Here is a 25,506-nt window from a genome sequence, read left to right as displayed (position 1 = left end):
GCAGCAGATCCGAGCGGAGCGTGAGGGCTGTCACCGCGGCGGTGAATCCGTGTCTTCCGGCGGTGAATCCGTGTCTTGTCGGACGCGTCACTGAAGCCTCCCGCCCATACCATGTAACGAAGAGTTCGTTAATATAAGAAGGCTGAGTTACAGCGTCAAGCGGGCACGCCGGTCGCGGAGATCTCCGAGGCACTGGTCCAGGGGCCCCGGCCGCCGGCTTCGGTGAGGGCCCGCAGGCGCAGGTAGCGGCCGGTCGCCGAGCCGAGGAACACGGTCTTGAGCGCTGCCGAGTCCGGGAAGGTCCCGCCGGCCACGGCGTTGCCCCAGGTGGTCGTGGAGTCGGAGACGTAGATCTCGTAGGCGCCGATGCGGCCGTTGGCGTTGCCGTCCTGGCGGGGGAGGTAGCCGACGCCGTCGAGCTGGTAGCGGGCGCCGAGGTCGATCTGGATCTCGTGAGGGAGGGAGTCGCCCGGAGCAGGGGACCATCGCGAGTGCCAGATCGTCGCGGTGTCGCCGTCGAAAGCGTTGGCGGCGGCCCCGTTCTCGGCGACGAGCTCCTGGCTGTCGACGTGGACGAGTTTCCAGCCGGAGACCGGGATGGCCGCGCTGGTGAGCATTGCGTGCAGGGTGATCGGTGCCGGGGTGGTCTGGTGCAGGTCGAAGACGAGGATCTCGTTGGTCCCGGTGGTGAGCCATTCGGCCGGACAGTAGAGCCGCTGCTGCGGGCCGATCTCCCAGTACCTGCCGAGGTTGTGGCCGTTGACCCAGACCACGCCCTTGGTCCACCCGGACATGTCCAGGTAGGTGTCGCCTGCTGCGGCCAGCGTGAGAGCGGCTTTGAAGAAGATGCCGGGGCGGTGGGCGTTGGTTACCTTGTTCCTCAGGGTACTGATGTAGGTGTCGTCCATCGGCAGCGAGTAGGTCTGCCAGCCGGTGAGGTTTCCGGTCAGCGAGCCGGCGTTCTGCAGGGCGACGGTCTGCAGGATTCCCTTGCGGTCGACGATCGCGTGTCCGTAGTTGGTGCGTCCGAGTCCTTCCACCAGGATGTCCATCTGAGGGCTGCCGCCGATCGTGGTGCCGGTGGGCAGCGTCAACGCGGCGTTGGCGGTCGCTATGTTCAAAGCGCTGGTGACGGCTGCGGGGAGGGTCTGTCGGTAAAGGCCTCCGGCGTAGACGCCGTTGAGGCACACCGTCGCATAGTCGTGCACCCACTGGATGGCCAACTGCCCGCCGGAGTAGCCCGACAGCTGCTTGCTGTACAAGATGAAGCCGGAGTTCTGGCCGTAGGTCTCCATCGGCTGCGGGTTCACCGTCTGGGCCGTCGGCAGGGGCGTCGGCAGGTTGTCCCAGACCGAGGCGTAGGCGGCGGGGGTGATCTGTCCGGTCCCTGAGGCGATCGTCGGGACCGGCGCCGGGACGGCCGGCGGCGGTGTGCCCAGGTACCCGGCGATCAGGGTGCGGTATTCGGTGTACCGGGGTGTGGCGACGCCCTGTTCGGTGATCGGAGCGGCGTAGTCGTAGCTGGTGATGTCCGGCTGGTAGTCGCCGGACTGGTCGTTCGCGTTGGCGCCGGCGAAGAAGCCGAAGCTCGTGCCGCCGTGGACCATGTAGAGGTTGAAGGACAGGCCGGCCGCCATCAGGCCCTTGAGGGTGCTGGATATGTCGCTACCGGTGCCCTGGAACGCGCTGTCGCCCCAGTGCGTCAACCAGCCCGGATACACCTCCCCGGCCATCGCCGGCACCGCTGGGAACGCCTGGCGTGCCGAGGCGATCTGCGAGGCGTCGCCGCCGGACAAGGCGATCGCGCCGCCGGTCACGGTCGTCTTGTTGCCCTCCACCTGCGACAGGCCGTCCTCTGAGTAGAAGGGTCCGGTGATGCCGTTCGCGATCCAGGCCTGCCGGATCTCCTCCAGATAGGTGGTATCGCTGCCGAAGGACCCGTACTCGTTCTCGACCTGGACCATCAGGATCGGGCCGCCGGCCGCCGTCATCAGGGGTTTGACGATCGGCGCGAGATGGGCGATGTAGCGGTTCACGGCGGCCATGTAGTGCGGATCGGTGGCGGAGTTCACCCGCAACTGGATGTCCGGATAGGCCAGCAGATACGGGGGCAGACCGCCGAGATCCCACTCGCCGCAGACGTAAGGCCCGCCGCGCAGCAGAACCCACATCCCCTCCTGCTGGCACAGCTGAACGAACGTCGCGATGTCCCGCCGGTCGGTGGTGAAGTCGAACACCCCCGGGGACTCCTCGATGTAGTTCCACATGATGTAGATCGACACCGTGTTCAGCCCCATGGCCTTCGCCATCTGGATCCGATGACGCCAATGCTGGACGGGGATGCGCGCCGGGTGCATCTCGCCGGAGCGGATCTGGAACGGCTCGCCGTTCATCAGGAACGCGCTGCCATCGGGGGCGAACCCGAAGGTCGTGCCGGAAGTCGCGCCGGAGGCTGTGCTGGAGGCCGTCGCGCCGAGGGCCGGGGTGGCCGACATCGCGGCGGCGGCGCTGAGCATGCTGACGGACAGGAAGGAGCGGCGGTTCACTGGCATCTCCCCACATCGGGTTTCCGCTGGTCGCAGCAGACGGCTTTGCGCGTTTGTGAGCGTAATCACGGTACTGATGAGGGTCAATGATTGATTTCAGACGAATCCGAACACAAACGCGTGTGAATCCCGCAGCGGCCGGTCAGCCGACCTTGGCGAACGTCCAGGCTGCGGGTGTGCTCTGCTGAACTAGACCGGTGAGGCCGTTCACGGTCCCGCCGGGCGCGGCGCCCAGGCCGCTGGACTTCGACTGCAGGATGTAGCCACCCGTCGTGGCGACCAGGTACCAGCTCTGGTTGGCGTTGCCGGTGCAGCCGTACTGGATGATCGCGCCTCCCGGAGCGGTGGATGAGCCGCTGACATCCATGCACAGCCGCGATGAGCCGTTGACCAGGGTGTAGCTGCCGTCGGCATTGGCGTTGGCGGTCCACTGCTGGTTCGCGCCGCCGTTGTTCGGATAGACGATCAGCTGCGTGGCGGGCGTCGTCGAGGATCCCGGGTCGTCGATCGCGGTGCCGCTTCCAACTTCGCTGATCTCATAGGCGCTGCCGGATGCCAGCAGCGGCGCGGTGACCGACAGGGTGATCTGCGCGGTGTGCGTGGCCTGCGATGCGGTGCCGGTGATGGTGACCAGGGAGTCGCCGACCGGCGTGGATGGTGAGGTGTGGATGGTCAGCGTCGAGGCACCACCGGCGGCGAGGGTGGCCGGGGTGAGGGATGCCGTCGCGCCGGCCGGCAGACCGGAGACGGCCAGGGCCACATCGCCGGTGGAACCCAGGGTGTCGGCGGTGGTGATGGTCGAGGTGGTTCCGGTGCCGGCCGGGACGGAGGCCATCGGCTGGCTCGCCGAGATCGAGAAGTCGTCGGCGGGGGAGAAGACCTGGACTTCGGCCAGCGACAGGTAGTTGGTGCCGGACAGTTGCACCATGACATAGCGGCCGGTGGTGCGGACGTTCAGCGTGGTCGGTGTCCCGGCTTGGCCGCTCTGGTGGTTCGACCAGACGCCGGGTGTCGCGGCTTGCTGCGCCGGGGTCAGCCCGGTGTTGAACGGACTGTTGGAAACGAACACCCAGTAGTCGCTCAGGCGGTTGGCGCAGCAGTCGGTCCGGTTCCAGACCGCGATGCTGCCGATCGCCTGCGAGGACCCGAGATCGGTCTGCCACCAGGCGTTGGTGTCGTCACCGGTGTGGGAGACCGAGCCGTCGAAGAAGTCGCCGTCGGTGGTGCCGTCGACGGCGTGGGCCGCGTCGCCGCCGGGCTGGGTGTTCGACGACTGAGTCGCGGTCGTCCCCGTGGCCAGGTCGGCGGCGCGTCCGTCGTAGAACAGCCCGACCGTCGCGATGGCCGGCGGCAGGGACCGGGATCCGGTGATCCGCAGCCGCACCTTGGACGTGGTCACGGGGGTCGGCAGCGGTACCAGGCGCTGGTAGCCGATGGTGGTGGCGGTCGCCGCCTGCTGCCAGGCGCTGCCGGTCCAGGTGTCGATCGCGAAGGACTCCACCCGCTGTCCGACCTGGATGTCCTCCTGGAGCTTGACCACGTCCAGCGTCTTGGCGGCGCCGAGGTCCAGCACCAGGCCGCCGGTGGTGGTGCCGGGCTGCCAGGCGGTGGAGTCGTCGCCGTCGACCACGTTGGCCGGGTCGTCGCCTGCGGTGCTGGTGGTCCCGGTGTCGTTGCTCGCGGTCGCGCCCCGGGCCAGGTCGTTGCCGAAGGTCGAGGAGATCTTCCGCCCGAAGCCGGCCAGCGCCGCCTCGTCGGCGGCGTCGAAGCGGCCGGACTGGTCCGGTGGTACATCCAGCAGCAGCTGGCAGTTCTGCCCGACCGAGCTGTAGTACATCGACGTCAGCTCGGCGGGGGTCTTCGGGGCCTGGTTCGGATGCCAGAACCAGGTCGGTTCCAGACGGGCGTCGCATTCGGCGGGATACCAGGCCAGGTAGTTCGAGGCTGTCGTCAGCTGCGCGTCGGAGGCGATGTCGGTGGCCTCGTCGCCGTAGGTGGGATCGACCTCGCCGTCGGGGTCGGCGGTCCCGGTCGCCGGGATGGCGCTCCACTCGCTGGTCCGGGCCACGCCGTTCTCGTTGCCGACCCAGCGGACGTCCGGCCCGCCGAAGATCGCGGCGCTCGGCTGCAGGGTACGGACCATCTGGTACCAGTCGTGGAAGTCGTAGGGCTGGGGCCGGCTGGTGGGGTTGTAGCCGTCGAACCAGACCTCGTCGACGGTCCCGTACCTGGTCAGCAGCTCGTACAGGGTGTTCTCATAGTACGTGTTGTAGTCGTCGGAGCTGAACGCGAACGTCCTGCCGCCGCTGACCTCCGAGGCGTCGCCGGGGATGGTCACGGGCTTGGCGGTGCTGCCGTCCCCGTACTTACCACCGGACTGGGCCTCGTGCAGGTCGGCCGGCGACAGGTAGATTCCGACCTTGAGGCCGATCTTGTGCGCGGAGTCGGTGAACGCCTTCACGATGTCGCCCTGGCCGTTCAGCCAGCTGCTGGAGGCCACGCCGTAGGAGGAGTAGGCCGAGGGGAACATCAGCATGCCGTCGTGGTGCTTGGCGACCAGGATGACCTTCTTGAACCCGGCGTTCTTGAAGTCGTCCGCCCACTGGTCGGTGTCCAGGCTCGTGGGCTGGATCAGGTTCGGCGACTCGGTGCCGCTGCCGACCTCGCTGCCGGTGTAGGTGTTCGGTCCGAAGTGGACGAAGCCGGTCAGCCCTTCCCGCTGCCAGGCCAGCTGCCTCGCGGTCGGCGTGACCTGCGCCGCCTTGGCCAGGATCTGGGTCTGGGTGTCGGACGGGCCGATCGTGACGATCGGGTTCGGCGGCGGGTTGGTGGTGGCGGCGGCCGGACCGGGGCCGGCCAGGGAGCCGAGCAGCGCCGCGGCTGTGACAGCGGCGAGGAGAAGCCGGTTGCGCATGGTGCCTCCACGGGTGGACGAGGTTGCCTTGCGACGGTCAGACGAGAACCACTTGCCACTGCTGGCCGGCCGCGGCCGAGACGGTCTCCTGCTCCAGACGTGCCGAATCAGCGGTCGACGATCCGACGACGCCGATCGCCTTGCCGCTGCGCACACTGATCACCCGCACGTAGCCGTTCCCGGTGTCCTGCAGCGTCCACTGCTGGTTGGTCGCACCACTCGGGGTGTACTCGCAGATCAGCGCACCGTCGGCGGTGCCGCCGCCGAACACGTCCATCGCCAGGGCGGAGGATGCGTTGATCAGGCTGAACGCGCCCGCGCCTGTTTGCTGGACGCGCCAGGACTGGTTCGTTCCCTGATTGCGGCTGTACTGGATGAGCGAAGTGCCCGGGGCGGTGGAGGCGGCGGGATCGTCGATGACCTTGCCGCTGTTGCGATTGATCAGCACGAGGGTGTCGAAGGTGGCGCTCGCGCCCGTGGCCAGGGTCACCTGCTTGCTCCAGGCGCCGGAGGCCACGGTGGTGGTCGCCGTGGCCGGGCCGATGTTGTGCAGGGTGAAGGAGACCACGTGTCCGCCGCTCCAGGCGAAGTCGACGGTGAAGCCGCCGCGCACCCCGATGCCGGTGACGGCGCCCGCGGCCGACCAGGCCGAGGGCATCGCGGGGAGCAGCTGGAGCAGCCCCGGCCTGGAGTAGACCATCATCTCCACGGCTGCCGAGGGCAGGCCGAGGTTCGCGTCGATCTGGAAGATCCCGGAGCCGTAGATGTCCAGCAGGTTCCCGGCGGTCCCGGTGGAGCCGTTGCTCGACGGGGTCAGGCCGTTGACGAAGCACTGGTAGGCGTTCGCGGCGTTCTTCAGCCGGGCCCAGCAGGCGGCGCGCCAGGCCACGCCCCATCCGTAGCTGGCCGTGCCGCGAGCGGTGAGCAGGTTCGTCACCCCGGTCAGCAGCGCCGGCGGGCTGGCGTCGGCGGTGATGCGGTCGCCGGGGAACAAGCCGATCAGCGGCGACAGGTGCCGGTGGGTGAGGTCGGAGGTGTCCAGGTTGTCAGGGGTCATCCATTCCTCCAGCCAGCCGGTCACGGTGCTGACCTGAGGAAGGTAGAGCCGGCTTTGCAACGAGGCGACGACGGCGGCGTAGGCCGAGTCCCGTCCAAGGATCCGGGCGGCGTTCTGGTAGTTCGCGAACAGCTGCCAGACGAGTTCCTGGGCGTAGGTGATGCCGACGGCGTTGGTCGGTCCGTGCTCGGGAGACCAGTCGGCGTCGTCGACCAACACCGAATGGGAGACGCCCGACGGATCGGTGTAGGTGGTGGTGATGAGCCGGGCCTCCCAGAACTGGCAGGCGCCCTTGAGCAAGGGGTAGATCGTTGCCAGGTAGGCCGGGTCCTGGGTGTACAGATAGTGGTCGAACAACTCGTTGCTCAGCCAGGCGTTGCCCGCCGGGTGCCACCACCAGCCCAGACCACCATAAGGGTTCGCCGATATCGCCACGGTCCAGCCCGCGACACGGCCGGTCGAGTTGCGGAATCCGTTGCTCGGGTCGTTGAACAGGGCCTGCGTGTGCTGCGTCCACGACGGGAGCTGGCTGAGGCAGTAGTTCGCAAGCGCCGGGAAGCAGGCGGACAACCCGGTGCGGTCCGGCAGCCAGTAGTTCATCTGGATGTTGATGTCGGTGTGGTAGTCGCTCATCCACGCCGGCGAGTTCGAGTCCTGCCACGGACCCTGCAGGTTGATCGGCAGGCTGCTGCGCGAGCCGCAGATCGCCAGGTAGCGGCCGAACTGGAGGTAGGCGGCGTGCAACTCGGGGTCCGGTGCCGAGCCCGCAGCCGCCGCCGCGGCCAGACGCTGGTCCGTGGGCAGCGCACGCTGGGCGGGACTGGACATGCCGAGGTTGACGGTCATCGTCTCGGCGAGAGCCTGGTAGTCGGCCAGGTGGTTGGCGAGCAGTGCCGCGGACTTGAGGGTCGTGGCCCGAGATGCCCGGCTGCTCGCGACGGCAGCGGGGTCGACCGAGGAGTCCATGAACCCTGAGGCGCTCGCCGAGTAGTCCGTACCGCCGCTGAGGATCAGCAGGACCTCGGAGCAGCCGGTGAAGGTCACCGCGGCGCCGGACACGCCGACCGTTCCGCCGGTGCCGGAGGCCTGGGCCAGCGCCGCGTAGCGCAGGCCGTTGGCCAGGGTCCCGGTGAACGAGGCGGTGACCGCGGCGGCGTTGGTCGCCGTGCTCTCCGAGCGGGTGCCGTTCAGCGTCAGGCCGCCGGTGAAGGTGCCGCCGCCGCTCTGGCTCAGGTGGATGACGAGGACGTCGTCGGGGTGGCTGGCGTACACGTCACGGCGGTAGGTCACGCCATCGTACTGATACGACGCTGACACGACGCCGTTGCTCAGGTCGAGCTGCCGCTGGTAGCCGCTGATCGCCGCCGCGGTGTGCGCCGGGATGTCCAGGTAGGCCTCGGCCAGCATCTGCTGCGTGCCGAAGTCGTCGGTGCCGTAGGGGAACTGGCCGGTCAGGCCGCTTTCGGTGTCGAGGGTCGCGTTCGCGCCACCGGCCCAGCACGTCACGTCGGTGACGTAGTAGGCCTCGTGGCTCGGGTCGCCGGTGAGCAGGGCGCCGATCCGGCCGTTGCCGACCGGCAGGCCGGTGGCGGTCATCGCCGACGCGGTGCCCGGCGACGTGTACCAGAGGGTGGTCGCCTGGCCGGCGGGTACCGGCGCCGCTGGGGTGGCCGGGGCAGGCGGGGTGGCTGAGGCGGCTGGGGTGGCTGAGGTGACCGGCGGACTCGCCGCCGCGCGGATCGCGAAGACCGGACCGGGCACGGTGAGCAGGGTGCCAAGTATCGCAGTACCCTGTATCACCGTCCGGCGGGAGGGTCCTGATCCGGGCTGCGGTGAACCGGACGGGCGCGGCTTGACCATGGGGTCTCCAGGCATGGGGAGAGAACCGGCGGAGGGAGGGCCCGCCCGGTGACGAGAGGCGGGGTTGAGCGCCGCAGCGGACGCTAACCTCCGATGTCTCAATCGTCAACCCATGGAAGGTGATAGCTCAACCCGATCCCCGTATGTCATTGGCCTCGTGGGAATCGACGGATCTCGGGTGAGCGTCACTATTCAGTTGTGCCAGTCATCGGATCTATCCCTCGGCATCCGCGGTGTCCGCGGTGTCCGCGACGCTTTCGGGGTTCGCGGCCGGTTCCGGTGCGGGCTCGGAGACGTCGTCCTGCCAAGCGTCCGGGTCCGGATCCGAGTGCTTCCACCACAGCGCCCACACCGCGACTCCTCCGACTGCGGCGAGCAGGAGAGCGATCTTGCCGCGGGACCGGGAAGCGCCCGCTCGCCCCGACAGCCGGTCGATCTGCGCGGGGGTGACCTCGCCGAGCAGGCCGGACAGCGCCGCCGAGCCCCGGGAGGCCGCCTCGGTCCGGATCGGACGGCTGCGCTCGATCGCGGTGTGTGCGACAGTGTGCACCGCCTGTGACGTGGCCGCGGCGACCTTGGGGGCGACGTCGTCGAACTCGTCGCGGATCTTGTGTCCGGCCTCGGCGGCGTGCTCGGACACCGTGTGCTCGATGGTCCCCAGCAGGCTGCGGTCCGGTGTCTTACGCATCGGGCTCTTCATTTGTGGCTCCTCTCAGCAGGGTTTCCCCCGGCTGCCCAGAACTGCGGAGAACATGCGTCCGTTCCTCGACGCCGCCCTTGCGACCCGTCCTGCGGCCCTAATCAGCGGCCCGCCCCACGACGTGGATCAGACGCGCGACGGCACGGTAGGGGTCGGTCCGCGCCGCGACGAGCTCGGCCTGCTCCAGCAGGCGGTAGCCGGCTTCGTCGAGCGTGTCGAGGTCGCGCCGGTGGTCGCTGAACACGCACACGCCGAACCAGTCCTCGACGCCGACCCCGTGGGCGGCCACTGTCGGCTGATCTGGCTGACGCGGTTGACCCGGCGGATCGCGACGTGGCGGCCGGCCTGCCCGAGGACACGGCCGCCATCGTCGCCCGTCAGTCAGGTCGGCGCTTCGGCAACGCCTGCTTCGTGGTGCTCTCGCCCCGCTGGGAGGCACGCAGCCGTTTGACGGTCTCGGCGGAGATGGTGGTACCGGCCTTCAGCCGGCCGCGGGCGTCGAAGTCGACGTTCCGGCCCATGTAGGTCACTCGTGAGGGCACCACCACCAAGAGCGTCATCGCGGGGCGCCCGGCCGTGCCGTCCACGCGCCACGTCCAGACCTTGGATCCGCCCACGGCCAGGGCTTCGCGCAACTCGGCGAGGTCCTGAGAGGCGGCGATCGGTACGAGGGGAAAGCCTCCGAGGGCTCGCGAGAGCCGCAGGATCCGCTCGATGTGGTGGACGGCTTCCTCCATCGGGATCGGTGCCATCGCCGCGACCTTGCGCTTGCTCTGCGACAGCACCGAGCGGGCTGTGTTGCCGGTGATGTCCAGGCGTGAGGCGATCGCCGCGGGTTTGAGGCCGTACAGCATCGCCAGCACCATCACCTGGCGCTGCCTGCCGGGCAACCCGTGGATCAGGCCGGCCCAGTCCACCTCGTCCGGATGGTGGGCGGTCGGCGGCGCGACGCGCTGTTGCAGCCGGACCTTGGCCGCGAGCACCTGCCGGGCGCTGACGTCGAGCTGGTCGGCGATCTCCCTGGTGCTGTGCTCGGCCGCGCGGGCCACGACGATGTGCCGCTCGGCCGGGCTCAGCGCCGCCATGGCCCGGCGCAGCTCGTCGCGCAGTTCGGCGAGGACCGCGGGGTCCGGCGCGGGCGGCGTCCGATCGGCCGCGAGTCGGCGTGCCTCCTCCACATCGACGAGCACCGGGGCCTCGCGCTTGTGCCGCTTCCAGTACTTGATCACTCGGCGTTTGACGATCGTGGTCATCAGGGCTGCCGGCTTCCTGGCGCTGTCCCAGCGTGTGAACAGGTCGAAATAGGAGTCCTGCAAGATCTCCTCGGCATCGTGGTGGTCACCGCCGACCAACCGAGTCACCCATCGAAGGTTCGCCGGGTAGGTCGCGCTGTGGAACTCGACGAACGCGGCGGGCACGGTGACCTTCACGCCTGGCCGCCGGGGACCGAGGACGGCGCGAGTACCAGCAGAACCGCGATGATCTGCTCGGGCGACCAGCGCATCACCGCCAGCCAGCCGATCAGGGCGATGACGCTCATTCGGTGCGGAATCCCGCGAAGCTCACCAAATGTTTCGCGGGGTTCTGTTCGGGAAAGACGGATCACGTTCAACGAGAGGCACCTCCTTGTCACGGTCCGCCGTCTCACGCTCCCGCCAAAGAGTCACACGACGACGAACCTGCCTGCACCCGCCGGTCAGCGTGTCACAGAGCCTTGAGACCGTGGCGGGTTCTTCATAGATGATGTGCCGCCCGGATCACGGGATCGCATTAACGTTCCGTATCCCCGGGGCCGTGGCGGGGTACCACATAGGTGGAGCATCGCGCCCGGGTCCGCCGGGCGACGCCTGGCGTACAAAGACTCACGAGGGGCACCTCGTGACGGGGTCCGCCGTCTCACGCTCCCGCCAAGAGATACACGGCGGCGGATCCCGGCCCGCTCTGGAAGTCGGTTGCGGGCTGCCGGCGATCGCACCGCAATTCTTCTCCGATACTTATGTCAGGGTTCGTGGTTACTCTGGTGATGTGACTCAGACTGTCTGGCACGCTGGGTACCACATCCTCATCAACCTCTCGCTGGAAGACCTGGGGCATCCCGACCGGCCGGACCTGTGGGAGGAGATCTTCAAGCCGGACCCGTCCCGACCCCGCCTGCTGCGCTGCGTCGCGGTCGACGATGACGACGGCACCGAGTGCCCCGAGGCGATGTACATCCAGGTGCGCGATGGTCTGCGTTTCGCTTCTCATCTGCGACGGGAAGCCAAGCCGCATCGCAATGAAGGCCCCAAACACAGGGCGCTCAAGGAGCGGATAGCGAACGTCGCGCAGCGCGCCGGGTTCGCCGCCGATGTCGAGGATCTGTCCGTGGACGGGGCCCGGCGAACCGATGTCCTGGTCGACGGGGGTGACGGCGGCCCCATCGGGTGGGAGATCCAGTTCTCGCATATCACCGGCCCGGCGGCGATCAAGCGGACCGCGACGGCCAAAAGGCATGGCATCACTCCCATGTGGACGGTCGACAATGACCGGTCGCAGGTCATCGACCGGGGGCCGTGGAACCGGCTGGACAAGATCACGGACTGGCGACACGCCGCCGGCAAACAGCTGAACGTCCGAGGCGGTGTCCGCAGCCTGCGTATGGAACGCTGCCAAAAGGGCTTCGGGCCGTGTCCGGTGAAGAAGCGCGGGTCTTGCGGAGACTGGCACGGTGTCTGGCTCGCGGCTCGCGGGGTGTATCTCGACAGCTTTGTGGCCGAGACCGCCGCCGGCGAGTATGTGCCGCTCTACCAGCCCGCCACCACACGCCGTGGTGGGAACTACATGTGGGTCACGCCGGTCGACAAGGCCGAGTTCCTTCAGGGCCGTACTGAGGCAGACCCCTATACCGACGCCGGGACGATCGAAGCGGGGCCGGAGAGTCCGCAGCTTCCGCGTCCGATCGATCCGCGGTGCCACTACGGCGAGACCGGCAAACCCGGCACGAGGCGCGCGCCGCGCGACACCGGCGACCGCATCGCGGTGGGCGAGTGGTTGACCCGTTCGTTCGCCGACGGTCCTGGTCCAGGCGTGACCGACCCGGATCACGTCCCCGAGGAACTGGTCCGGCTCCAGCTGGCGTTCCTGCGCGCCGATGCGGAATGCGAGCGGGTCAGTGCCGCATTGCCGTCGAGCCTGGACGTGGTGGCCGGCCTGGCGAGCATCGACGATCAGCAGCGCTTCGATCTGGATACTGCGCGGGCGGAGCGGCTCGCGGTCGTTCTGGCGAAGAGCGAGCACCCTTGGTGGGCAGTGGTCGCCAACCGCTACGAGGCGGATGGCCGGCTGCGTGCGATCGTCCAAGAGCGTTTGGACAGCGCACGCCGTCGAGTGTGAACGAGGCAGTTCAGGAAGAGACAGCGCCCGTCCCAAGGGTTCCCCTTGCACCGACCCTATGAGCCCTTTGCGAAGCTTTTGCCAGGCTGATGGCTGACGTAAGTCGCAGGTACTTGCTACGTTTCCTCACTAGTACGAGCCCCCTCCGCAGCCGAGGCCGGACCGCAGCCGGTCTCCGTCGCGAAGCAGGGGCATCCGGTCGCGCCGCGTCGGCGTAACCGTCGTCACCTGGATTTGCTGCTTTCGGCGTCGGTCTTCGGCGGTCATCTCCCAGGGTTCGCATGTCCTCACGGCACCGGTGCGTGTACGCGCCCGGTACCGGGCCGACGTGTGCCCGGGTGTGGCTGCGATGTCAAGGGCTGCTCAAGATCCTGACTGCGGTTGCCTGCGGGCCGTGCTGCGCGGGCCGGCGTATCAGAGTCATGCCACCTTCACGGACACGTAGAACAAGGGAGTTCTCATGCACCACGCCAAGACCGTCGGCATAGCCGCGGCGTTCGCGACTGCCGCCGCGATCACCGCCGTCGCGGCCTCGCCGGCGTCCGCCGCGCAGCCCGCCAAGGCCGTTCGGCACCACCACTACGCGACCGGGCTGAACATCGCCCGGGCTCGGGCCGCCGAGCGGGCCGGGCTGGCCGCGCAGCTGCACAGCCACCACCTGCTCGCCGCCGCGTCCGCGGACGCTCCGGGCAGCGCCAGCCTGGCCCAGTACGCGCTCTCGCCGGGCGACCAGGGTCAGGTCGGCTCGTGCGTGACCTGGGCGACCGGGTACAGCGCCTACGGGATCCTGATGAACGAGCAGGGCATCTCCGGGGCCCCGATGGCGCCGATGTACATCTACGCCCAGATCGCCCAGGGCAACGACCAGGGCACCACCGGCGACGTCGCTCTTGGGATGGAGCAGCAGCAGGGCATCGACACCAAGGCCGACTACTACCAGGGTGACTTCGACTACACCACCCAGCCGGACGGCAACGAGCGCGCGAACGCCGCGCACTACAAGCTGTCCGGGTACCAGACCCTGCCGGTCGGGGACGGGACGCAGGCGGCCATCGAGGACGCCATCTCCCAGGGCCTGCCGGTGTCGATCGGGTTCAACGTGCGCCAGAGCTTCATGGACCTGAGCGGCTCGGCGGCCTCGGACTACAGCTACCAGCCCGGCGACGACAGCAGCGACCCCGTCGTCGGCGGCCACGAGGTGGCCGTGATCGGCTACACCGACCAGGGCGTCACCATCGAGAACAGCTGGGGCAGCAGCTGGGGCGACAACGGGTTCGTCAACGTGCCGTGGAGCTTCTTCACCACCGGCGACGTCGACGAGGTGTACGCGGTCGGCAAGCTCGTCCAGGGCTGACGCAGCGTAGATCACACCACGGATCCGGTACGGCCGACACTCGACAGGCGCCGGCAGCATCAGGATCCCGATACGGGAGCAGTGGCTGAAGCCCGCCACCGGCCATCGACTCCCGGACAGCCGGGGCCATCGCTTCGATGGTCCCGGCTCGTTCCATCTCCAGGGCCCACACCGGTTCGGAGCCGCTTGCCAGGGCGAGGCGTGCGTAGGCCTGACCCTGAGCAGTGCGGAGTGCAGGCGCGTCACATCGGCGGTGGAGGAGGTAGTGGAGCGCGCGGCGGTCGCGAGTTCCAAGGCGAAGCAGTCCACGTTGATCTGGCTGAGCACCTGGGTGGAGGCGATCAACCGGGGCCAACCACTCTGCCCTACCACTCCCGCAGTAGTACCGGACACTCCCGGCGGCGGTTGTGGCCGCATCCGCGCGCCGGGGAGCGTTGACGGCGGCTGGGATCGTGCCGACCGTGATGACAGGAGTGGATAGCCGTGACTGCCGTGCCAGATGCGCAGGAGGCCGTGGGGAAACGGGGTGCCGGGACGGTGCTCCCGCGTCTGGGCAGGCGGGGGCGCAAAGCCCTGGTCTGCCTGCACGTGGCGGTCTCGGTCAGCTGGCTCGGGGTGACGCTGTGCCTGCTGGCGCTGGCCGTCACCGCGATGACGACCGACGACGCGGACATGGTGCGCGCCGCCTACCGGGCCATGAAGGTCATCGGCGACACGCTCGTGCTCCCGGTGAGCCTTACGGCCCTGCTGTCCGGCCTGTGGCTCGCCCTGGCCACGTCCTGGCGCCTGTTCACCTGGCGCTGGGTCACGGTGAAGTTCTGGCTCACGCTCGCCGCCGCCGGGGCCTCGATCTTCGCGCTGCGGGCCCGCCTGGACGAGGCCGCGCACGTCGCCGCGCTGCATCCGGTCGGATCGGTCGCCGACATGCATCTGGGGTTCCTGCGGTACAACATGGTGATCATTCCGTCGGTCGCGACCTGCGTGTACCTGGCGAACGTCATGATCTCGGTGACCAAGCCCTGGGGGCGGCGTAAGGCGGGCTAGGGCGACGGGCTAGGCCGGGTGCTCCTCCGCCGGCCGAGCCGGCCAGCCCGCGCGGTACCAGTACGCGATGCGCCAGGCGAGGCGTCGCGGCCAGATGGCTGTGGTCCGCAGGGCGTCGATGTCGATCCAGGTGATGGTTTCGCCGGGATACAGGTCCAGGCTTTCGTGGGGTGCGGTGGCGCCTCTCGCGTCCACCAGGAAGTAGTGCTCGTGGTGCTCGGTCGGCAGCGAGTACCAGGTTCCCCGCGGGCCGCGATGGTCGACCAGGCCGATACCCCGAGTGTTGATGCGCACCCGCAGCGTGCGCTCTCCCGGCATAAGCGGGACGGTCGCAGACTACTGATGGCTCCGGCAACCTGCTTGCGCTCGTCCTGCGCGGCCCAGCAAGCTGTCAGCGTGAGCGATGAAGATCAAAACATGTCGGTGGAGATGAAGGCCTCGCATGCCGACCGCGACCAGGTCGTCGACATCCTGCGTGACGCCTCGGCCGACGGCCGGCTGACCGGCGAGGAGCTGGACGAGCGGGTGGAGGCGGCGCTGAGTGCGCGCACCGTGGGGGAGTTGGCCGACCTGACCCGCGACCTGCCGGTCCCGGCCGTCGAGGCGGCGCCGGCCACCGAGCGCGACGTGGTCGTGGCCGACCAGCGGTTCGGCACGTTGCAGCGGGTCGGGGTGTGGCGTGTGCCGCGGCGGTTCGAGATCAAGATGGTCGGCGGCGATGTGCGGCTGGACTTCACCGAGGCGGTGTCGGAGCACGGTGAGCTGGAGCTGTACGTCGAGGTCGGGTTCGGCGGCGACCTGGTGCTGATCACCAAGCCCGGGGTGTCGGTGGAGACCGAGAACCTGAAGGTGCGCATGGGCGACATCAAGATCCGCACACCGCGCTCGGACGCGAACACGCCGGTGACGCTGCGGGTGAAGGTGTCCGGGCGGGTCAGCGGGGACGTCATCGTCCGCTACCCGCGGCGCACGCTCGGGCAGTGGGTGCGGGGCGAGAGCTCGCTCTGACTGCGGAATTTCGTCGATCGGGCGGGACCGGCCCGGAGCGGCGATGCTTGGTAGGAAGCAGCGCTGCCTAAGGAAGGGAAGGTGGTCTGTGTGGCGACCTTCATGGATGTGCACGAAGGATTCGTCGGCGTGACCGGCGACCAGCTGAAGGAGGCGCACGCCGCCGACCTCGCCATCGAGGCCGACGAGGGCGTGCACTTCGAGAAGGCCTGGCTGGACCCCGAGTCCGGCATGGTCTTCTGCCTGTCCACCGGGCCGAGCAAGGAGGCCGTGCAGCGGGTCCACGAGCGCGCCGGCCATCCGGCGACCGAGGTCTACGAGGTCCCGATCACGGCATAGAGGTTCCGATCAAGGTGTAGTGGTCCGATCGCGGCATCGTGGTCGCGACCAAGGTGTCAGCCGGGAGCCGCGGTGGCCGCTCAAGCCACCGCGGCGTCCTCGTCCTCGGCCTGGTACACCGCGAACACAGCTCCCTGCGGATCCCGCAGCGTCGCGAAATACCCCGTCCCGGGCAGGTGGAACGGCCCGGACAGGGTCTGCGCGCCGAGCGCCTGCGCCCGCGCGGCCGTCGCCGCCACGTCCGGGGCCTTGAAGTGCACCAGCCAGTGCGTCGGCACGTCCTCGGGCACGCCCATCGCGTTCATGTCCCGCAGGCCGCCGAACTGCCGGCCGCCGGCACTCAGGTGCGGGTAGTCGCCGCTGCTCGCCGACCAGCCGAGCAGCCCCTGGTAGAACGCCGTGGCCGTGGGGACGTCGCGGGTCGCCAGCTCCACCCAGCACGCCGCCCCGGGCTCGTCCCACAGGCCGAAGCCCTGGAAGCCGCGCGGCTGCCAGACCGAGAACATCGCGCCGCCGGGGTCGCGCAGGACGGCGAAGCGGCCGTTGTCGAAGATGTCCATCGGGGCCATCAGCACGGCGCCGCCTTCCTCGGCAGCCCGCGAGGCGGTGGCGTCGGAGTCCAGGACCGCGAAGGAGACGCTCCAGGCGACCAGCTGGCCCGGGGCGTACAGCGGGGAGATGGCGGCGACGGGCACGCCGGCCAGGGAGGCCGTGGTGTAGCCGCCCGTCTCGGCGCGGGGGTCGGTGGCGACGGTCCAGTCGAACAGGGCACTGTAGAACTCGCCGGCCTGCGGGACGTCCGCGGTGCCCAGTTCCACCCAGCAGGGTGCGCCGATGGCCGCTTCGGTCGGCTTCATGGGGTCTCCTCGTCAGGGTCCTGCGGTGGCGGTGACGGGCGGCTCGCACCGTGGTCGCCCCTTACGTTTCCAGGTCGCGCGGACGGGCGCGAAGGGAATCGGGACGGTGTTCATCCGTTCAGCGCAAGCGATTCGTTTCTCCGGGTCCTGATCGCCCAGAGTAGGCGCGTCTTCGGCAACCTCGGGCGGACGGATGGGGACCTTGGCCACACGGCTCTCGGCAACGGCGGCGGCGATCGGGCTGGTCGGCGGGGTGTTCGCCGCCTCCTCGGCGGGTGCGGTCGACGCGGCGGCGCGCCCCGGCTCCGCACCGGCGGCCGGGCTCGCGGTGGGGCTGTCCGCGGGGCTCCCGGCCGGCGCGGCGGTGCCGGCGGCGCTCGCCGAGCCCGGCGCCGGCTCCATCCCGTTCTCCGTCGCCGACCCGGACACGGCGCCGCGTCCGGTGGTGACCGTCGCGATCGGCGGCGTGCCGCTGCTGTTGCTGCTGGACACCGGCTCGACCGGGATCCGCGTGGCCGGCGACAAGATCCCCGCCGGCGCGGTCGCGGTCACCGGCGCGGCCGCGGCCTACGGCTACGGCAGCGGCATCCAGCTGCACGGCGACCGGGCCGACGCCGACGTGGCGATCGGCGACTTCCACACCGGTCCGCTGCCGATCGAGCTGGTCCGCTCGACCGACTGCTTCGCGGACAAGCCGGACTGCCCGGCGGCGCACGGGGTCAAGCCGGCCATGTTCGGCGGCGTGCTCGACGGGATCATGGGCGTCAGTCCGGAGGAGATCTCCGGGCTGATGAACCCGTTGTGGGCGCTGCACAACGCCGCCGGCGAGCACATCGGCCGGCAGTTCGCGGTGCGCTACGACCCGGAGCTGGTCAGCGGCGAGGTCCAGCTGAACGTCCCGGCCGCCGGATACGGCCTGGCGCAGCTGCCCCGGACGCCCGGGAGCGGCAACGGGCACCCGGGGACGCAGCGCGGCTACGACGCGCGTGCTTATGTGAGTTCGTACATGGGCTCCTACGCTTCCCGCTCGAACACCGGCGCGGTGGCCGACCACCCGGCCACGGCGGCCTTCGCGGCGCCGCCGTCCTGGAACCCGCGTGCCGTGCAGACCTGCGTCGAGGGCGCCGGGCTGCGCAAGAGCTGCGGCCCGGCGATGTTCGACACCGGCACGCCGGAGTTCGCCCTGAACGTCCCCGGCGGCCCGGCCGGCACCTGGCCCGCCGGACGCTCGCTGGTCGTCGGCGTCCCGGCGGGCGGCTGGACGGCGGACTACAGCACCGGCCCGGGTGCCGGGGTCACCGTGGCCGACGCGCCCTCGACCGCGAACTCCGGCACCCTGATCGGGCTCCCGGCGTTCGCCAAGGGCCCGATCCGGTTCGACCTGGAGGCCGGCACCGTCGGCTTCCCGGTGGCCTCCTCGCGGCCGCAGCAGCAACAGCGGGCGCTAGTCCCGGCCGCGACCACGATCACGAGCGCGACGCCGCGTCCCGACCCCAGGCACACGGCGCCCAAGAAGCTGCATCCGCGGCTTCCCTTTCTCAAGCCCAGCAAGGAGGCGCGCAGCCTCCCCGACACCGGAGTCCCCATGTCAGCAGCCCTCGGAGCGGTCACCGCGCTGACCGCCCTGTTCGTTGGGATCGGCACCGTGCTGGCGGCCCGCCGCCGCCCTGATCATGAGTCCTGAGTCAGTCCTCGGCCGGCGGTAAGTGCTCCGCGTCTGGTCGGCCCATCCCGAAGTGCGCCGGACTATGGCGGCAGCCGAACAGCGACCACTTGTGGCCGTCACAGAGGTCGTACTTCGGCGCGGTCGCGGCTGCGGCTGCCGGCGCCAACGACAGGACAACGGTCGCGGCGACGGCCAGGCGCGCGACGCTTCGGGGCTTGATGAGGACTCTCATGTCATCAAGGGTCCCGATCCGCCGGGCACTGTGCCGCATCCGTTGCTCCGAATGGGTACTTCCCGGGAATGATCACATGACCGCCGTCGTTTCCCGCTGAGAACCATTGTTTGTCGATCAGGAGGGGTGCGGGATGCGGATTCTCGTCGTCGGAGCCGGAGCGACCGGAGGCTACTTCGGGGGACGGCTGGCCCAGGCCGGGCGGGACGTGACGTTCCTGGTCCGCGAAGGACGGGCCCGGACGCTGCGGGAGCGGGGCCTGCGCATCGTCGGGCTCGGCGAGCAGACGGTGCTGGAGCCGAAGCTCGTCACCGCCGACGCCGTCGAGGGCCCCTATGACCTGGTGCTGCTCACCGTCAAGGAGTCCGGCCTGACCGGCGCGGTGGCCGACCTGGCGCCCGCGGTCGGCCCGGACACGCTGATCGTCCCGGTGCTCAACGGGATGCGGCAGATCGACGTGCTGGTCGAGCGGTTCGGCGAGCAGGCCGTGCTCGGCGGCATCGCCTACGTCATGACCACCGTCGACGCCGACGGCGACATCCTGCGCCTGGCCGGCATGCACCGCCTGGCCTACGGCCGGCGCGACGGCCGCGTCGACGACAAGGTGCGGGCCGTCCACGCCGCGCTTTCCGACGCCGGGTTCGACACCGCGCTGTCCGAGCGGATCCTGTCGGCGATGTGGTCGAAGTGGACGTTCATCGCCGCGCTCGGGGCGGTCTGCGTGCTCGGCGGCGGCACCGTCGGCGAGGTGGAAGCGGTCCCCGGCGGCACGGCGCTGGCCGACACGGTGCTCGCCGAAGCCGCCTCGGTCGCCTCGGCGGCCGGACATCCGGTCCCCGACAAGGAACTCGCCGCCTACGCCGGCATGCTGACGGCGCAGGGCAGCGACGACACCTCCTCGCTGTTCCGCGACCTGTCCGCGGGGCTGCCGGTCGAGGCCGAGCAGATCTTCGGCGACCTGGTGGCGCGCGCCGAGGCGCTGGGCGTGGCCGTGCCGTCGCTGGCGGCGGTGACGGTCCGGCTCCGGGTGCACAACGCGCGGGCCGCCAAGGCGTAGGGCTCCGTACGGCCTGCTCCGCCCCTTCACCGGCCCGATCCGTTAGCCTCCTGACATCAGGGCGGAGGGGGCTGTGATGGTGGGGATGGGGACGACCGGCGGCCGGGGGCGGCGCGCGGTCGGGGTGCTGGTCCCGGCGGCGGTGTGCGTCGCCGCGTTCGGATACGGGCTGCCGAAGCTCGCGCCGTACCACGGCGTGCTCGGCACCCTTCGAGCGCTGACCTCCGGATGGGCCGTCCTGGTGCTGGCGGCCGCCGCGCTGAATCTGCTCGCGAACTGGCTGTTCATCGCTGCGGCGATTCCCGGCCTGCCGCTGCGGCGCGCGGCGGCGGTGAACCTGGCCTCGACGGCCGTGGCGAACACGGTCCCGGCTGGCGGCGCGGTGTCGGTCGGGGTGAGCTGGCGGATGCTGTCCAGCTGGGGGCTGAGCCGGCGCTCGTTCGCGGTCTACACCGGGGTCACCGGCGTGTGGAGCACGCTGGCCAAGCTGGCCACGCCCTCGGCGGTGGTGCTGGTACTGGCCGCGACCGGACGGCTGACGTCCGGCAACGGCGCCGTCGCGACGCTGTGCGGCGGCGCGACGATCTGCGCCGCCGCGTTCGTGGCCGGGGTGGCTGTGGTGCGGCGCTCGCTGCGCGACGAGCGCGCGGCGCGCGCCGTGGGACGCGAGGCGCAGCGCTGGGCCGACCGCCTGTTCCGGCTGGCCCGGCGCACGGCCCCGACCACGATCGCCGCGGCGGTGGTGCGCTTCCGGGACGACGCGGTGGAGCTGCTACGGGTGCGCAGCCGGCGGCTGACGCTGGCCAGCATCGGCAACGACCTGGGCTGGCTGCTGGTGTTCCAGACCTGCCTGCTGGCCTGCGGGGTGCCGCAGTCGCAGGTGCCCTGGAGCCGGTGCCTGGCCGGGTTCGCGCTGGCGCGGGTGCTCTCGGCGGTGCCGGTGACGCCCGGCGGGGTCGGGGTGATCGAGATGGGCCTCACCGCCTACCTGGCCGCCGGGCTGGACGCCGCCGGGGCGACGCGGGTCACGGCGGCGGTGCTGCTGGCGCGGGCGCTGACGTATGTGCTGCCGATCGTGTTGGGGCCGGTGGCCTACGCGGGGTGGCGGTTGCGGCGGCCGGCTCAGGGGACTGAGACGGCCGTTGCTGAGAGGTAGGCGGGATCAGGTCGGAACAGGCCGGTTGGGTGGTGCACGGCACCCTGGCATGATGTGATCATGGCTGACTCCTTGGACGTCCCACGCTTAAGCGCCGGTGACAGGTTTCTGCTGCGCGCGTGGGAGCTTGGCGATCTGCCTCTGGTCCGCGAGGCGTCAGACGACGACTACATCCCGTTGATCACCACTGTTCCCACGCCCTACTCGCCGGCGGCCGGTGAGGCCTTCGTCCGCCGGCAGTGGGAGCGAGCGTCTGCCGGTACCGGATGTCCGTTCGTCATCGAGCGGAAGGAGGACGGGCGTCCGCTGGGGACGATCGGCCTGTGGTTGAAGGACCGAGGCGAGGGACGGGCGTCAGTGGGGTACTGGCTCGCCGGATCGGCTCGGGGCCAGGGAGTCGCGGCTGAGGCGCTTCGGGCAGTCGCGTATTGGGCGCTCGGCGACCTGCGGATTCCGCGTCTTCAGCTGTATGTCGAGCCGTGGAATGCCGCCTCGTGGCGGACAGCTGAGCGGGTGGGGTTCCAGCGGGAGGGCTTGCTGCGCAGTTGGCAGCGGGTGGGCGAGGAACGCCAGGACATGATCGTGTTCTCGATGCTGGCTGCCGACCTGCCCCCTCGGGCCGCCGCCGGGATGTCGGCGGCCTGAGGAGTCCTTCGACGGCATCACACCGCCGCCAGCGCCTCCCGCCGTCGCAGCCGCTGGGCCCGGGCCGCCGCCGGATCGACGATCGGCACCGCGTCCAGGAGGGTGCGGGTGTACTCGTGCTGCGGGTCGGCGAACAGGGTGGCGGCGTCGGCGAGCTCGACGATCTTCCCCGCCCGCATGACGGCCACGCGGTCGGCGACCTGGCGGACCACGGCCAGGTCGTGCGCGACGAACACGACCGTGAGGCCGTACTCGCGCTGGACGTCGCGCAGCAGGTCCAGGATCACCGCCTGCGTGGAGACGTCCAGGGACGCGACCGGCTCGTCGCACACCAGCAGCCTCGGGCGCAGGGCCAGGGCGCGGGCGATGCCGACGCGCTGGCGCATGCCGCCGGAGAACTCGTGCGGGAAGCGGTCGTAGGAGGCGGGGTCCAGGCCGACCTTGGTCATGAGGTCGGCGACGGCGGCGCGGATCTCGGGGTCCGAGGACTGGCCGGCGATGCGCAGCGGATCGGCGATGGTCTCGCCGACCGAGCGGCGCGGGTTCAGCGAGGACAGCGGGTCCTGGAAGACCATCTGCAGGTCGCGGCGCAGGGGCCGGAGATCGCGTTCGGCCAGGGCCGAGATGTCGGTGCCGCTGAAGACCACGCGGCCCGCCGAGGGTTCCAGCAGGCGCACGAGCATGCGCGCCAGGGTTGTCTTGCCGCTGCCGCTCTCGCCGACCAGGCCGAGGGTCTCGCCGGCGCGCAGGTCCAGGCTGACGCCGTCGACCGCGCGGAGCGGCTCGGTGCGGCGGCCAAAGACCGCGCCGCCTCGGCGGTAGTGCTTGGCGACGTCCTCGATGCGGACCAGGACATCGGGTGCGGCCTCGGCCTCGGGCGAGGCCTCGCCAGCGGTTCCGGTCTGGACCTTCACGCGCTCGGGCAGCGGCGAATCCAGCCGCGGCATCGCGGCCAGCAGCCCCTGCGTATACGGATCCTGCGGATCCAGCAGCACCCGCTCCGCCGTCCCGCTCTCGACCGCCACCCCCTCGTGCATCACCACCACCTCGTCGGCGGTCCCGGCGACCACCCCGAGGTCGTGGCTGATCAGCACCAGCGCCATCCCGGTCTCGGCCCGCACCTCGTCCAGCAGGTCCAGGATCTGCGCCTGGACCGTCACGTCCAGCGCCGTCGTCGGCTCGTCCGCGACCAGCACCGCCGGACGGCAGGCCAGGGCCATGGCGATCAGCGCGCGCTGGCGCATGCCGCCGGAGAACTCGTGCGGGTGCGCCCGGTAGCGCCGGCCGGCGTCGGGGATGCGCACCTGCTGCAGCACCTCGATGGTCCTGGCCCGCGCCTCGGCCCGGGAGGCCTTGGTGTGCAGGCGGTAGACCTCGGAGATCTGGTCGCCGATGGTGTGGAAGGGGTCCAGGGCGGTCAGCGGGTCCTGGAAGACCATCGCGATCTTCGAGGCGCGCAGTTTGCGGACCTCGGTGTCGGAGGCCGAGACCAGGTCCACGCCGTCGACCAGGACCTGGCCCGACACCTTGGCCGAGGTGCCGCGGTGCAGGCCCAGCAGGGACAGCGCGGTGGCGCTCTTGCCCGAGCCGGACTGGCCGACGATGCCCAGGGCCGAGCCGGCCGGGACCGCGAAGCCCAGGTCCTTCACCGCGTGCACGACGCCGCCGCCGCGGACCGGGAAGTCGATGGTCAGGCCCTTGACCTCCAGCACCGGGTTCGGCACCGGGTTCGTCGTGGTCATGCCAGCTCCACTCGGGGGTCGATCGCCGCGTACAGGATGTCGGCGCAGGCGTTGGCCAGGACGTACACCGCGCCGGCGGTGAGCGTGACGCCCACGATCACCGGCAGGTCGGTGCTCCCGACCGCGGACACCAGCGCCTGGCCGATGCCCGGCAGGCCGAACATGGTCTCGGTGAGCACCGCCGAGGTCATGATCCCGGCCAGGTCGATGGCGGCCATCGTGACCAGCGGGGTGAGCGCGCCGCGCAGCACGTGGCCGGTGATGACGCGCCGCTCGGGCAGGCCGTAGGCGCGCGCCGTGCGCACGTGGTCCTCGCCGAGCGTCTCCAGCGTCTGGGCCCGGGTCATGCGCGCGTAGGCCGCGGCCTGGATCAGGGCCAGCGCGATCCACGGCAGCAGCAGGTTCTGGGCCCAGCCGGCCGGGTCCTGGGTCAGCGGCACGTACGTCGGGAACGGCAGCCACTGCAGGTCGGCGCAGAACACGATGAGCAGCACCAGTGCCACCAGGAACACCGGGGTGGCGTACCCGACCAGCACCACGGCGTTCAGGCCGTGGTCCAGCCAGCGCCGCCGGCTCAGGACCGTGACCAGTCCGGCGCCGACGCCCAGCAGCAGCGACAGCGCCATCGCGCCGAGCGCGAGCGAGGCCGACACCGGCAGCGCGGTGCTCAGGATCGTGGTCACCGGCTGGTCGGTGGCGAACGAGTAGCCCAGGCACGGCGCCGGGCAGTGCTGGACGGTGGGGCCGGAGGAGTAGTCGTGCCCGAGGATGATGGCGTGCAGGAACGACAGGTACTGGTCGACCAGCGGCTTGTCCAGGCCCATCGAGGCCTTCACGACCGCCAGCCGGTCCGGGGTGCAGCCCTTGCCGCAGGCCAGCAGCGCCGGGTCGGAGGGGCCGGCGTAGAAGAGTCCGTAGACGATCGCCGACAGTGCGAGCAGCACCACCGCCGCGCCGATGATCCGGCGGACCAGATAGCCGATCACGGTGCGACCTCCGTGTTGCGCGGGTCCAGGATCCGGCGGATCCCGTCGGCCAGCAGCGTGAACGCCAGCAGCGTCAGGAACAGCGCGCCGCCGGGGACGAGGACGTACATCACGTCCGGGCGGAACCAGGTGGTGCCCGCCGAGAGCATCTGGCCCCAGGACGGCGTCGGCGGCCGGACCCCGACGCCCAGGAACGACAGCCCGGCCTCGGAGATCATGTTGGTCGGCACCAGCAGCGCGGCGTAGGTCAGGATCGGGGTGACCAGCCCGGGCAGGATCTCGCGCCGGGCCACGCGCAGCGGCGGCGCGCCGGAGAGCTTGGCGGCGGCCACGTAGTCGCGGGTGCGCAGCGACAGCGCCTGGCCGCGGGCCAGCCGCGCCGTGCTGCCCCAGCCCAGCAGTGCGATGACCACGGCCAGGATCAGCGGCCGCGGGACCGAGCCCGGCACGATCGCCATCAGCCCGATCGCGAACAGCACCGCGGGGAACGCCAGCGTCAGGTCGGTCAGCCGGCTGAGCACCGCGTCGGTGGCCCGGCCGCCGAGCCCGGCGGCGATGCCGACCGAGACGCCGATGAGCACCTGCAGCGCGGTGGCGCCGAGCGCGACGCCCAGGGAGATCCGGGCGCCGTAGACGAGCCGGGCGAACAGGTCGCGCCCGGTCTGCGGCTCGACACCCAGCCAGTGGCTGCCGCTGATCCCGCCGAGCGAGCCCAGCGGGGTGCCGCCGCTGGCCGAGTCGACCAGTTCCGGATGCAGGGAGGTGGTGTTCTGCCCCTCCAACGCGGTGAGTACGGGCGCGAAGACCGCGACCAGGACCATCACCGTGATGATGGCCATGCCGATCGCGGCGGCCTTGTCCTTGCGCAGGCGCCGCCACAGGGCGCCGCGCGTGCGGGAGGCGGACGGCGGCGACGACGGGTCCGAACCCGCCGTCGCCCCCGCCGCGTCGATGATCGCGGTCAACGCAGT

21 protein-coding genes are annotated in these 25,506 nt (G+C 70.5%); 9 read left to right on the top strand and 12 right to left on the bottom strand.

Annotated elements, in window-relative coordinates; all coding sequences use genetic code 11:
* Positions 1 to 155 precede the first annotated feature (155 nt).
* The 6 genes from ABH926_RS31790 to ABH926_RS31765 all read right to left on the bottom strand — a co-directional run bounded on the left by ABH926_RS31790 (position 156) and on the right by ABH926_RS31765 (position 10,507).
* Positions 156 to 2,495 (bottom strand): beta-galactosidase, encoded by a 2,340-nt coding sequence (locus tag ABH926_RS31790; protein ID WP_370369698.1) that lies wholly within the window; start codon positions 2,493 to 2,495, stop codon positions 156 to 158.
* A 193-nt stretch (positions 2,496 to 2,688) separates the two neighbouring features.
* Positions 2,689 to 5,460 (bottom strand): RICIN domain-containing protein, encoded by a 2,772-nt coding sequence (locus tag ABH926_RS31785; RefSeq protein ID WP_370369585.1) that lies wholly within the window; start codon positions 5,458 to 5,460, stop codon positions 2,689 to 2,691.
* Between the two features lie 37 nt (positions 5,461 to 5,497).
* A complete protein-coding gene (locus tag ABH926_RS31780) occupies positions 5,498 to 8,377 on the bottom strand; it encodes a glycoside hydrolase N-terminal domain-containing protein (protein ID WP_370369583.1) in 2,880 nt (959 codons plus the stop codon).
* A 214-nt stretch (positions 8,378 to 8,591) separates the two neighbouring features.
* Complete coding sequence (locus ABH926_RS31775; RefSeq protein WP_370369582.1) at positions 8,592 to 9,077, bottom strand: DUF5324 family protein; 486 nt, start codon at positions 9,075 to 9,077, stop codon at positions 8,592 to 8,594.
* Between the two features lie 97 nt (positions 9,078 to 9,174).
* The gene (locus tag ABH926_RS31770) at positions 9,175 to 9,366 is read right to left on the bottom strand and encodes a hypothetical protein (protein ID WP_370369581.1); all 192 of its coding nucleotides are present in this window, start codon (positions 9,364 to 9,366) and stop codon (positions 9,175 to 9,177) included.
* Positions 9,367 to 9,454: 88 nt separating this feature from the next.
* Positions 9,455 to 10,507: a sigma-70 family RNA polymerase sigma factor gene (locus ABH926_RS31765; RefSeq protein ID WP_370369580.1), complete on the bottom strand. Its 1,053-nt coding sequence runs from the start codon at positions 10,505 to 10,507 to the stop codon at positions 9,455 to 9,457.
* A 595-nt stretch (positions 10,508 to 11,102) separates the two neighbouring features.
* Between ABH926_RS31765 and ABH926_RS31760 the strand changes: the two genes are divergently transcribed.
* The 3 genes from ABH926_RS31760 to ABH926_RS31750 all read left to right on the top strand — a co-directional run bounded on the left by ABH926_RS31760 (position 11,103) and on the right by ABH926_RS31750 (position 14,847).
* Positions 11,103 to 12,449, top strand: a complete 1,347-nt coding sequence (locus ABH926_RS31760) for a hypothetical protein (RefSeq protein ID WP_370369579.1) — start codon at positions 11,103 to 11,105, stop codon at positions 12,447 to 12,449.
* Between the two features lie 460 nt (positions 12,450 to 12,909).
* A complete protein-coding gene (locus ABH926_RS31755; RefSeq protein ID WP_370369578.1) occupies positions 12,910 to 13,803 on the top strand; it encodes a C1 family peptidase in 894 nt (297 codons plus the stop codon).
* 483 nt (positions 13,804 to 14,286) lie between these two features.
* Positions 14,287 to 14,847 (top strand): DUF2269 domain-containing protein, encoded by a 561-nt coding sequence (locus ABH926_RS31750; RefSeq protein WP_370369577.1) that lies wholly within the window; start codon positions 14,287 to 14,289, stop codon positions 14,845 to 14,847.
* Between the two features lie 9 nt (positions 14,848 to 14,856).
* Here the strand turns inward: ABH926_RS31750 and ABH926_RS31745 are convergent, their stop codons facing one another.
* Complete coding sequence (locus ABH926_RS31745) at positions 14,857 to 15,165, bottom strand: hypothetical protein (protein ID WP_370369576.1); 309 nt, start codon at positions 15,163 to 15,165, stop codon at positions 14,857 to 14,859.
* Positions 15,166 to 15,264: 99 nt separating this feature from the next.
* Between ABH926_RS31745 and ABH926_RS31740 the strand changes: the two genes are divergently transcribed.
* Together ABH926_RS31740 and ABH926_RS31735 are read left to right on the top strand one after the other, a co-directional pair.
* On the top strand, positions 15,265 to 15,855 hold the full coding sequence (locus tag ABH926_RS31740) for a DUF1707 domain-containing protein (RefSeq protein WP_370369575.1): 591 nt from the start codon (positions 15,265 to 15,267) through the stop codon (positions 15,853 to 15,855).
* 90 nt (positions 15,856 to 15,945) lie between these two features.
* Complete coding sequence (locus tag ABH926_RS31735; protein ID WP_370369574.1) at positions 15,946 to 16,194, top strand: SCO4226 family nickel-binding protein; 249 nt, start codon at positions 15,946 to 15,948, stop codon at positions 16,192 to 16,194.
* A gap of 80 nt (positions 16,195 to 16,274) precedes the next feature.
* Here the strand turns inward: ABH926_RS31735 and ABH926_RS31730 are convergent, their stop codons facing one another.
* A complete protein-coding gene (locus ABH926_RS31730; protein WP_370369573.1) occupies positions 16,275 to 17,051 on the bottom strand; it encodes a VOC family protein in 777 nt (258 codons plus the stop codon).
* Between the two features lie 202 nt (positions 17,052 to 17,253).
* Between ABH926_RS31730 and ABH926_RS31725 the strand changes: the two genes are divergently transcribed.
* Positions 17,254 to 18,735, top strand: coding sequence for a hypothetical protein (locus tag ABH926_RS31725; RefSeq protein WP_370369572.1), 1,482 nt, complete (start codon positions 17,254 to 17,256; stop codon positions 18,733 to 18,735).
* Position 18,736: 1 nt separating this feature from the next.
* Here ABH926_RS31725 and ABH926_RS31720 read toward each other — a convergent pair whose 3' ends face one another.
* The gene (locus tag ABH926_RS31720) at positions 18,737 to 18,949 is read right to left on the bottom strand and encodes a hypothetical protein (RefSeq protein WP_370369571.1); all 213 of its coding nucleotides are present in this window, start codon (positions 18,947 to 18,949) and stop codon (positions 18,737 to 18,739) included.
* Positions 18,950 to 19,082: 133 nt separating this feature from the next.
* Here ABH926_RS31720 and ABH926_RS31715 point away from each other — a divergent pair, with 133 nt between their 5' ends.
* The 3 genes from ABH926_RS31715 to ABH926_RS31705 all read left to right on the top strand — a co-directional run bounded on the left by ABH926_RS31715 (position 19,083) and on the right by ABH926_RS31705 (position 21,807).
* The gene (locus ABH926_RS31715) at positions 19,083 to 20,006 is read left to right on the top strand and encodes a ketopantoate reductase family protein (protein ID WP_370369570.1); all 924 of its coding nucleotides are present in this window, start codon (positions 19,083 to 19,085) and stop codon (positions 20,004 to 20,006) included.
* Positions 20,007 to 20,091: 85 nt separating this feature from the next.
* On the top strand, positions 20,092 to 21,162 hold the full coding sequence (locus tag ABH926_RS31710) for a lysylphosphatidylglycerol synthase domain-containing protein (RefSeq protein WP_370369569.1): 1,071 nt from the start codon (positions 20,092 to 20,094) through the stop codon (positions 21,160 to 21,162).
* Positions 21,163 to 21,222: 60 nt separating this feature from the next.
* Positions 21,223 to 21,807, top strand: coding sequence for a GNAT family N-acetyltransferase (locus ABH926_RS31705; protein ID WP_370369697.1), 585 nt, complete (start codon positions 21,223 to 21,225; stop codon positions 21,805 to 21,807).
* A 17-nt stretch (positions 21,808 to 21,824) separates the two neighbouring features.
* Here the strand turns inward: ABH926_RS31705 and ABH926_RS31700 are convergent, their stop codons facing one another.
* From ABH926_RS31700 to ABH926_RS31690, 3 genes are read right to left on the bottom strand one after another with little or no spacing between them, the layout of a single operon-like run.
* Positions 21,825 to 23,549 carry an ABC transporter ATP-binding protein gene (locus ABH926_RS31700; protein WP_370369568.1) on the bottom strand — a complete coding sequence of 575 codons (1,725 nt, stop codon included), beginning with the start codon at positions 23,547 to 23,549 and terminating at the stop codon, positions 21,825 to 21,827.
* On the bottom strand, positions 23,546 to 24,535 hold the full coding sequence (locus ABH926_RS31695) for an ABC transporter permease (RefSeq protein WP_370369567.1): 990 nt from the start codon (positions 24,533 to 24,535) through the stop codon (positions 23,546 to 23,548). The genes ABH926_RS31700 and ABH926_RS31695 overlap by 4 nt, the downstream gene beginning before the upstream one ends.
* On the bottom strand, positions 24,532 to 25,500 hold the full coding sequence (locus tag ABH926_RS31690; RefSeq protein ID WP_370369566.1) for an ABC transporter permease: 969 nt from the start codon (positions 25,498 to 25,500) through the stop codon (positions 24,532 to 24,534). The genes ABH926_RS31695 and ABH926_RS31690 overlap by 4 nt, the downstream gene beginning before the upstream one ends.
* Positions 25,501 to 25,506: the final 6 nt, after the last annotated feature.

The organism is Catenulispora sp. GP43, assembly GCF_041260665.1.
Taxonomy (GTDB): Bacteria; Actinomycetota; Actinomycetes; order Streptomycetales; family Catenulisporaceae; genus Catenulispora.
Note: the sequence above shows the minus strand (reverse complement) of the source record. Positions and strands in the feature narration are given on the sequence as shown.

Excerpts from the sequence above, each read along its gene's own strand:
- ABH926_RS31745 (WP_370369576.1), bottom strand. The coding sequence starts at position 15,165 with ATGCCGGGAGAGCGCACGCTGCGGGTGCGCATCAACACTCGGGGTATC.
- ABH926_RS31700 (WP_370369568.1), bottom strand. The coding sequence starts at position 23,549 with ATGACCACGACGAACCCGGTGCCGAACCCGGTGCTGGAGGTCAAGGGC.
- ABH926_RS31710 (WP_370369569.1), top strand. The coding sequence starts at position 20,092 with ATGGGGACGACCGGCGGCCGGGGGCGGCGCGCGGTCGGGGTGCTGGTC.
- ABH926_RS31785 (WP_370369585.1), bottom strand. The coding sequence starts at position 5,460 with ATGCGCAACCGGCTTCTCCTCGCCGCTGTCACAGCCGCGGCGCTGCTC.
- ABH926_RS31715 (WP_370369570.1), top strand. The coding sequence starts at position 19,083 with ATGCGGATTCTCGTCGTCGGAGCCGGAGCGACCGGAGGCTACTTCGGG.
- ABH926_RS31775 (WP_370369582.1), bottom strand. The coding sequence starts at position 9,077 with ATGAAGAGCCCGATGCGTAAGACACCGGACCGCAGCCTGCTGGGGACC.
- ABH926_RS31740 (WP_370369575.1), top strand. The coding sequence starts at position 15,265 with ATGTCGGTGGAGATGAAGGCCTCGCATGCCGACCGCGACCAGGTCGTC.
- ABH926_RS31730 (WP_370369573.1), bottom strand. The coding sequence starts at position 17,051 with ATGAAGCCGACCGAAGCGGCCATCGGCGCACCCTGCTGGGTGGAACTG.
- ABH926_RS31720 (WP_370369571.1), bottom strand. The coding sequence starts at position 18,949 with ATGAGAGTCCTCATCAAGCCCCGAAGCGTCGCGCGCCTGGCCGTCGCC.
- ABH926_RS31780 (WP_370369583.1), bottom strand. The coding sequence starts at position 8,377 with ATGGTCAAGCCGCGCCCGTCCGGTTCACCGCAGCCCGGATCAGGACCC.
- ABH926_RS31790 (WP_370369698.1), bottom strand. The coding sequence starts at position 2,495 with ATGTCGGCCACCCCGGCCCTCGGCGCGACGGCCTCCAGCACAGCCTCC.
- ABH926_RS31755 (WP_370369578.1), top strand. The coding sequence starts at position 12,910 with ATGCACCACGCCAAGACCGTCGGCATAGCCGCGGCGTTCGCGACTGCC.
- ABH926_RS31705 (WP_370369697.1), top strand. The coding sequence starts at position 21,223 with ATGGCTGACTCCTTGGACGTCCCACGCTTAAGCGCCGGTGACAGGTTT.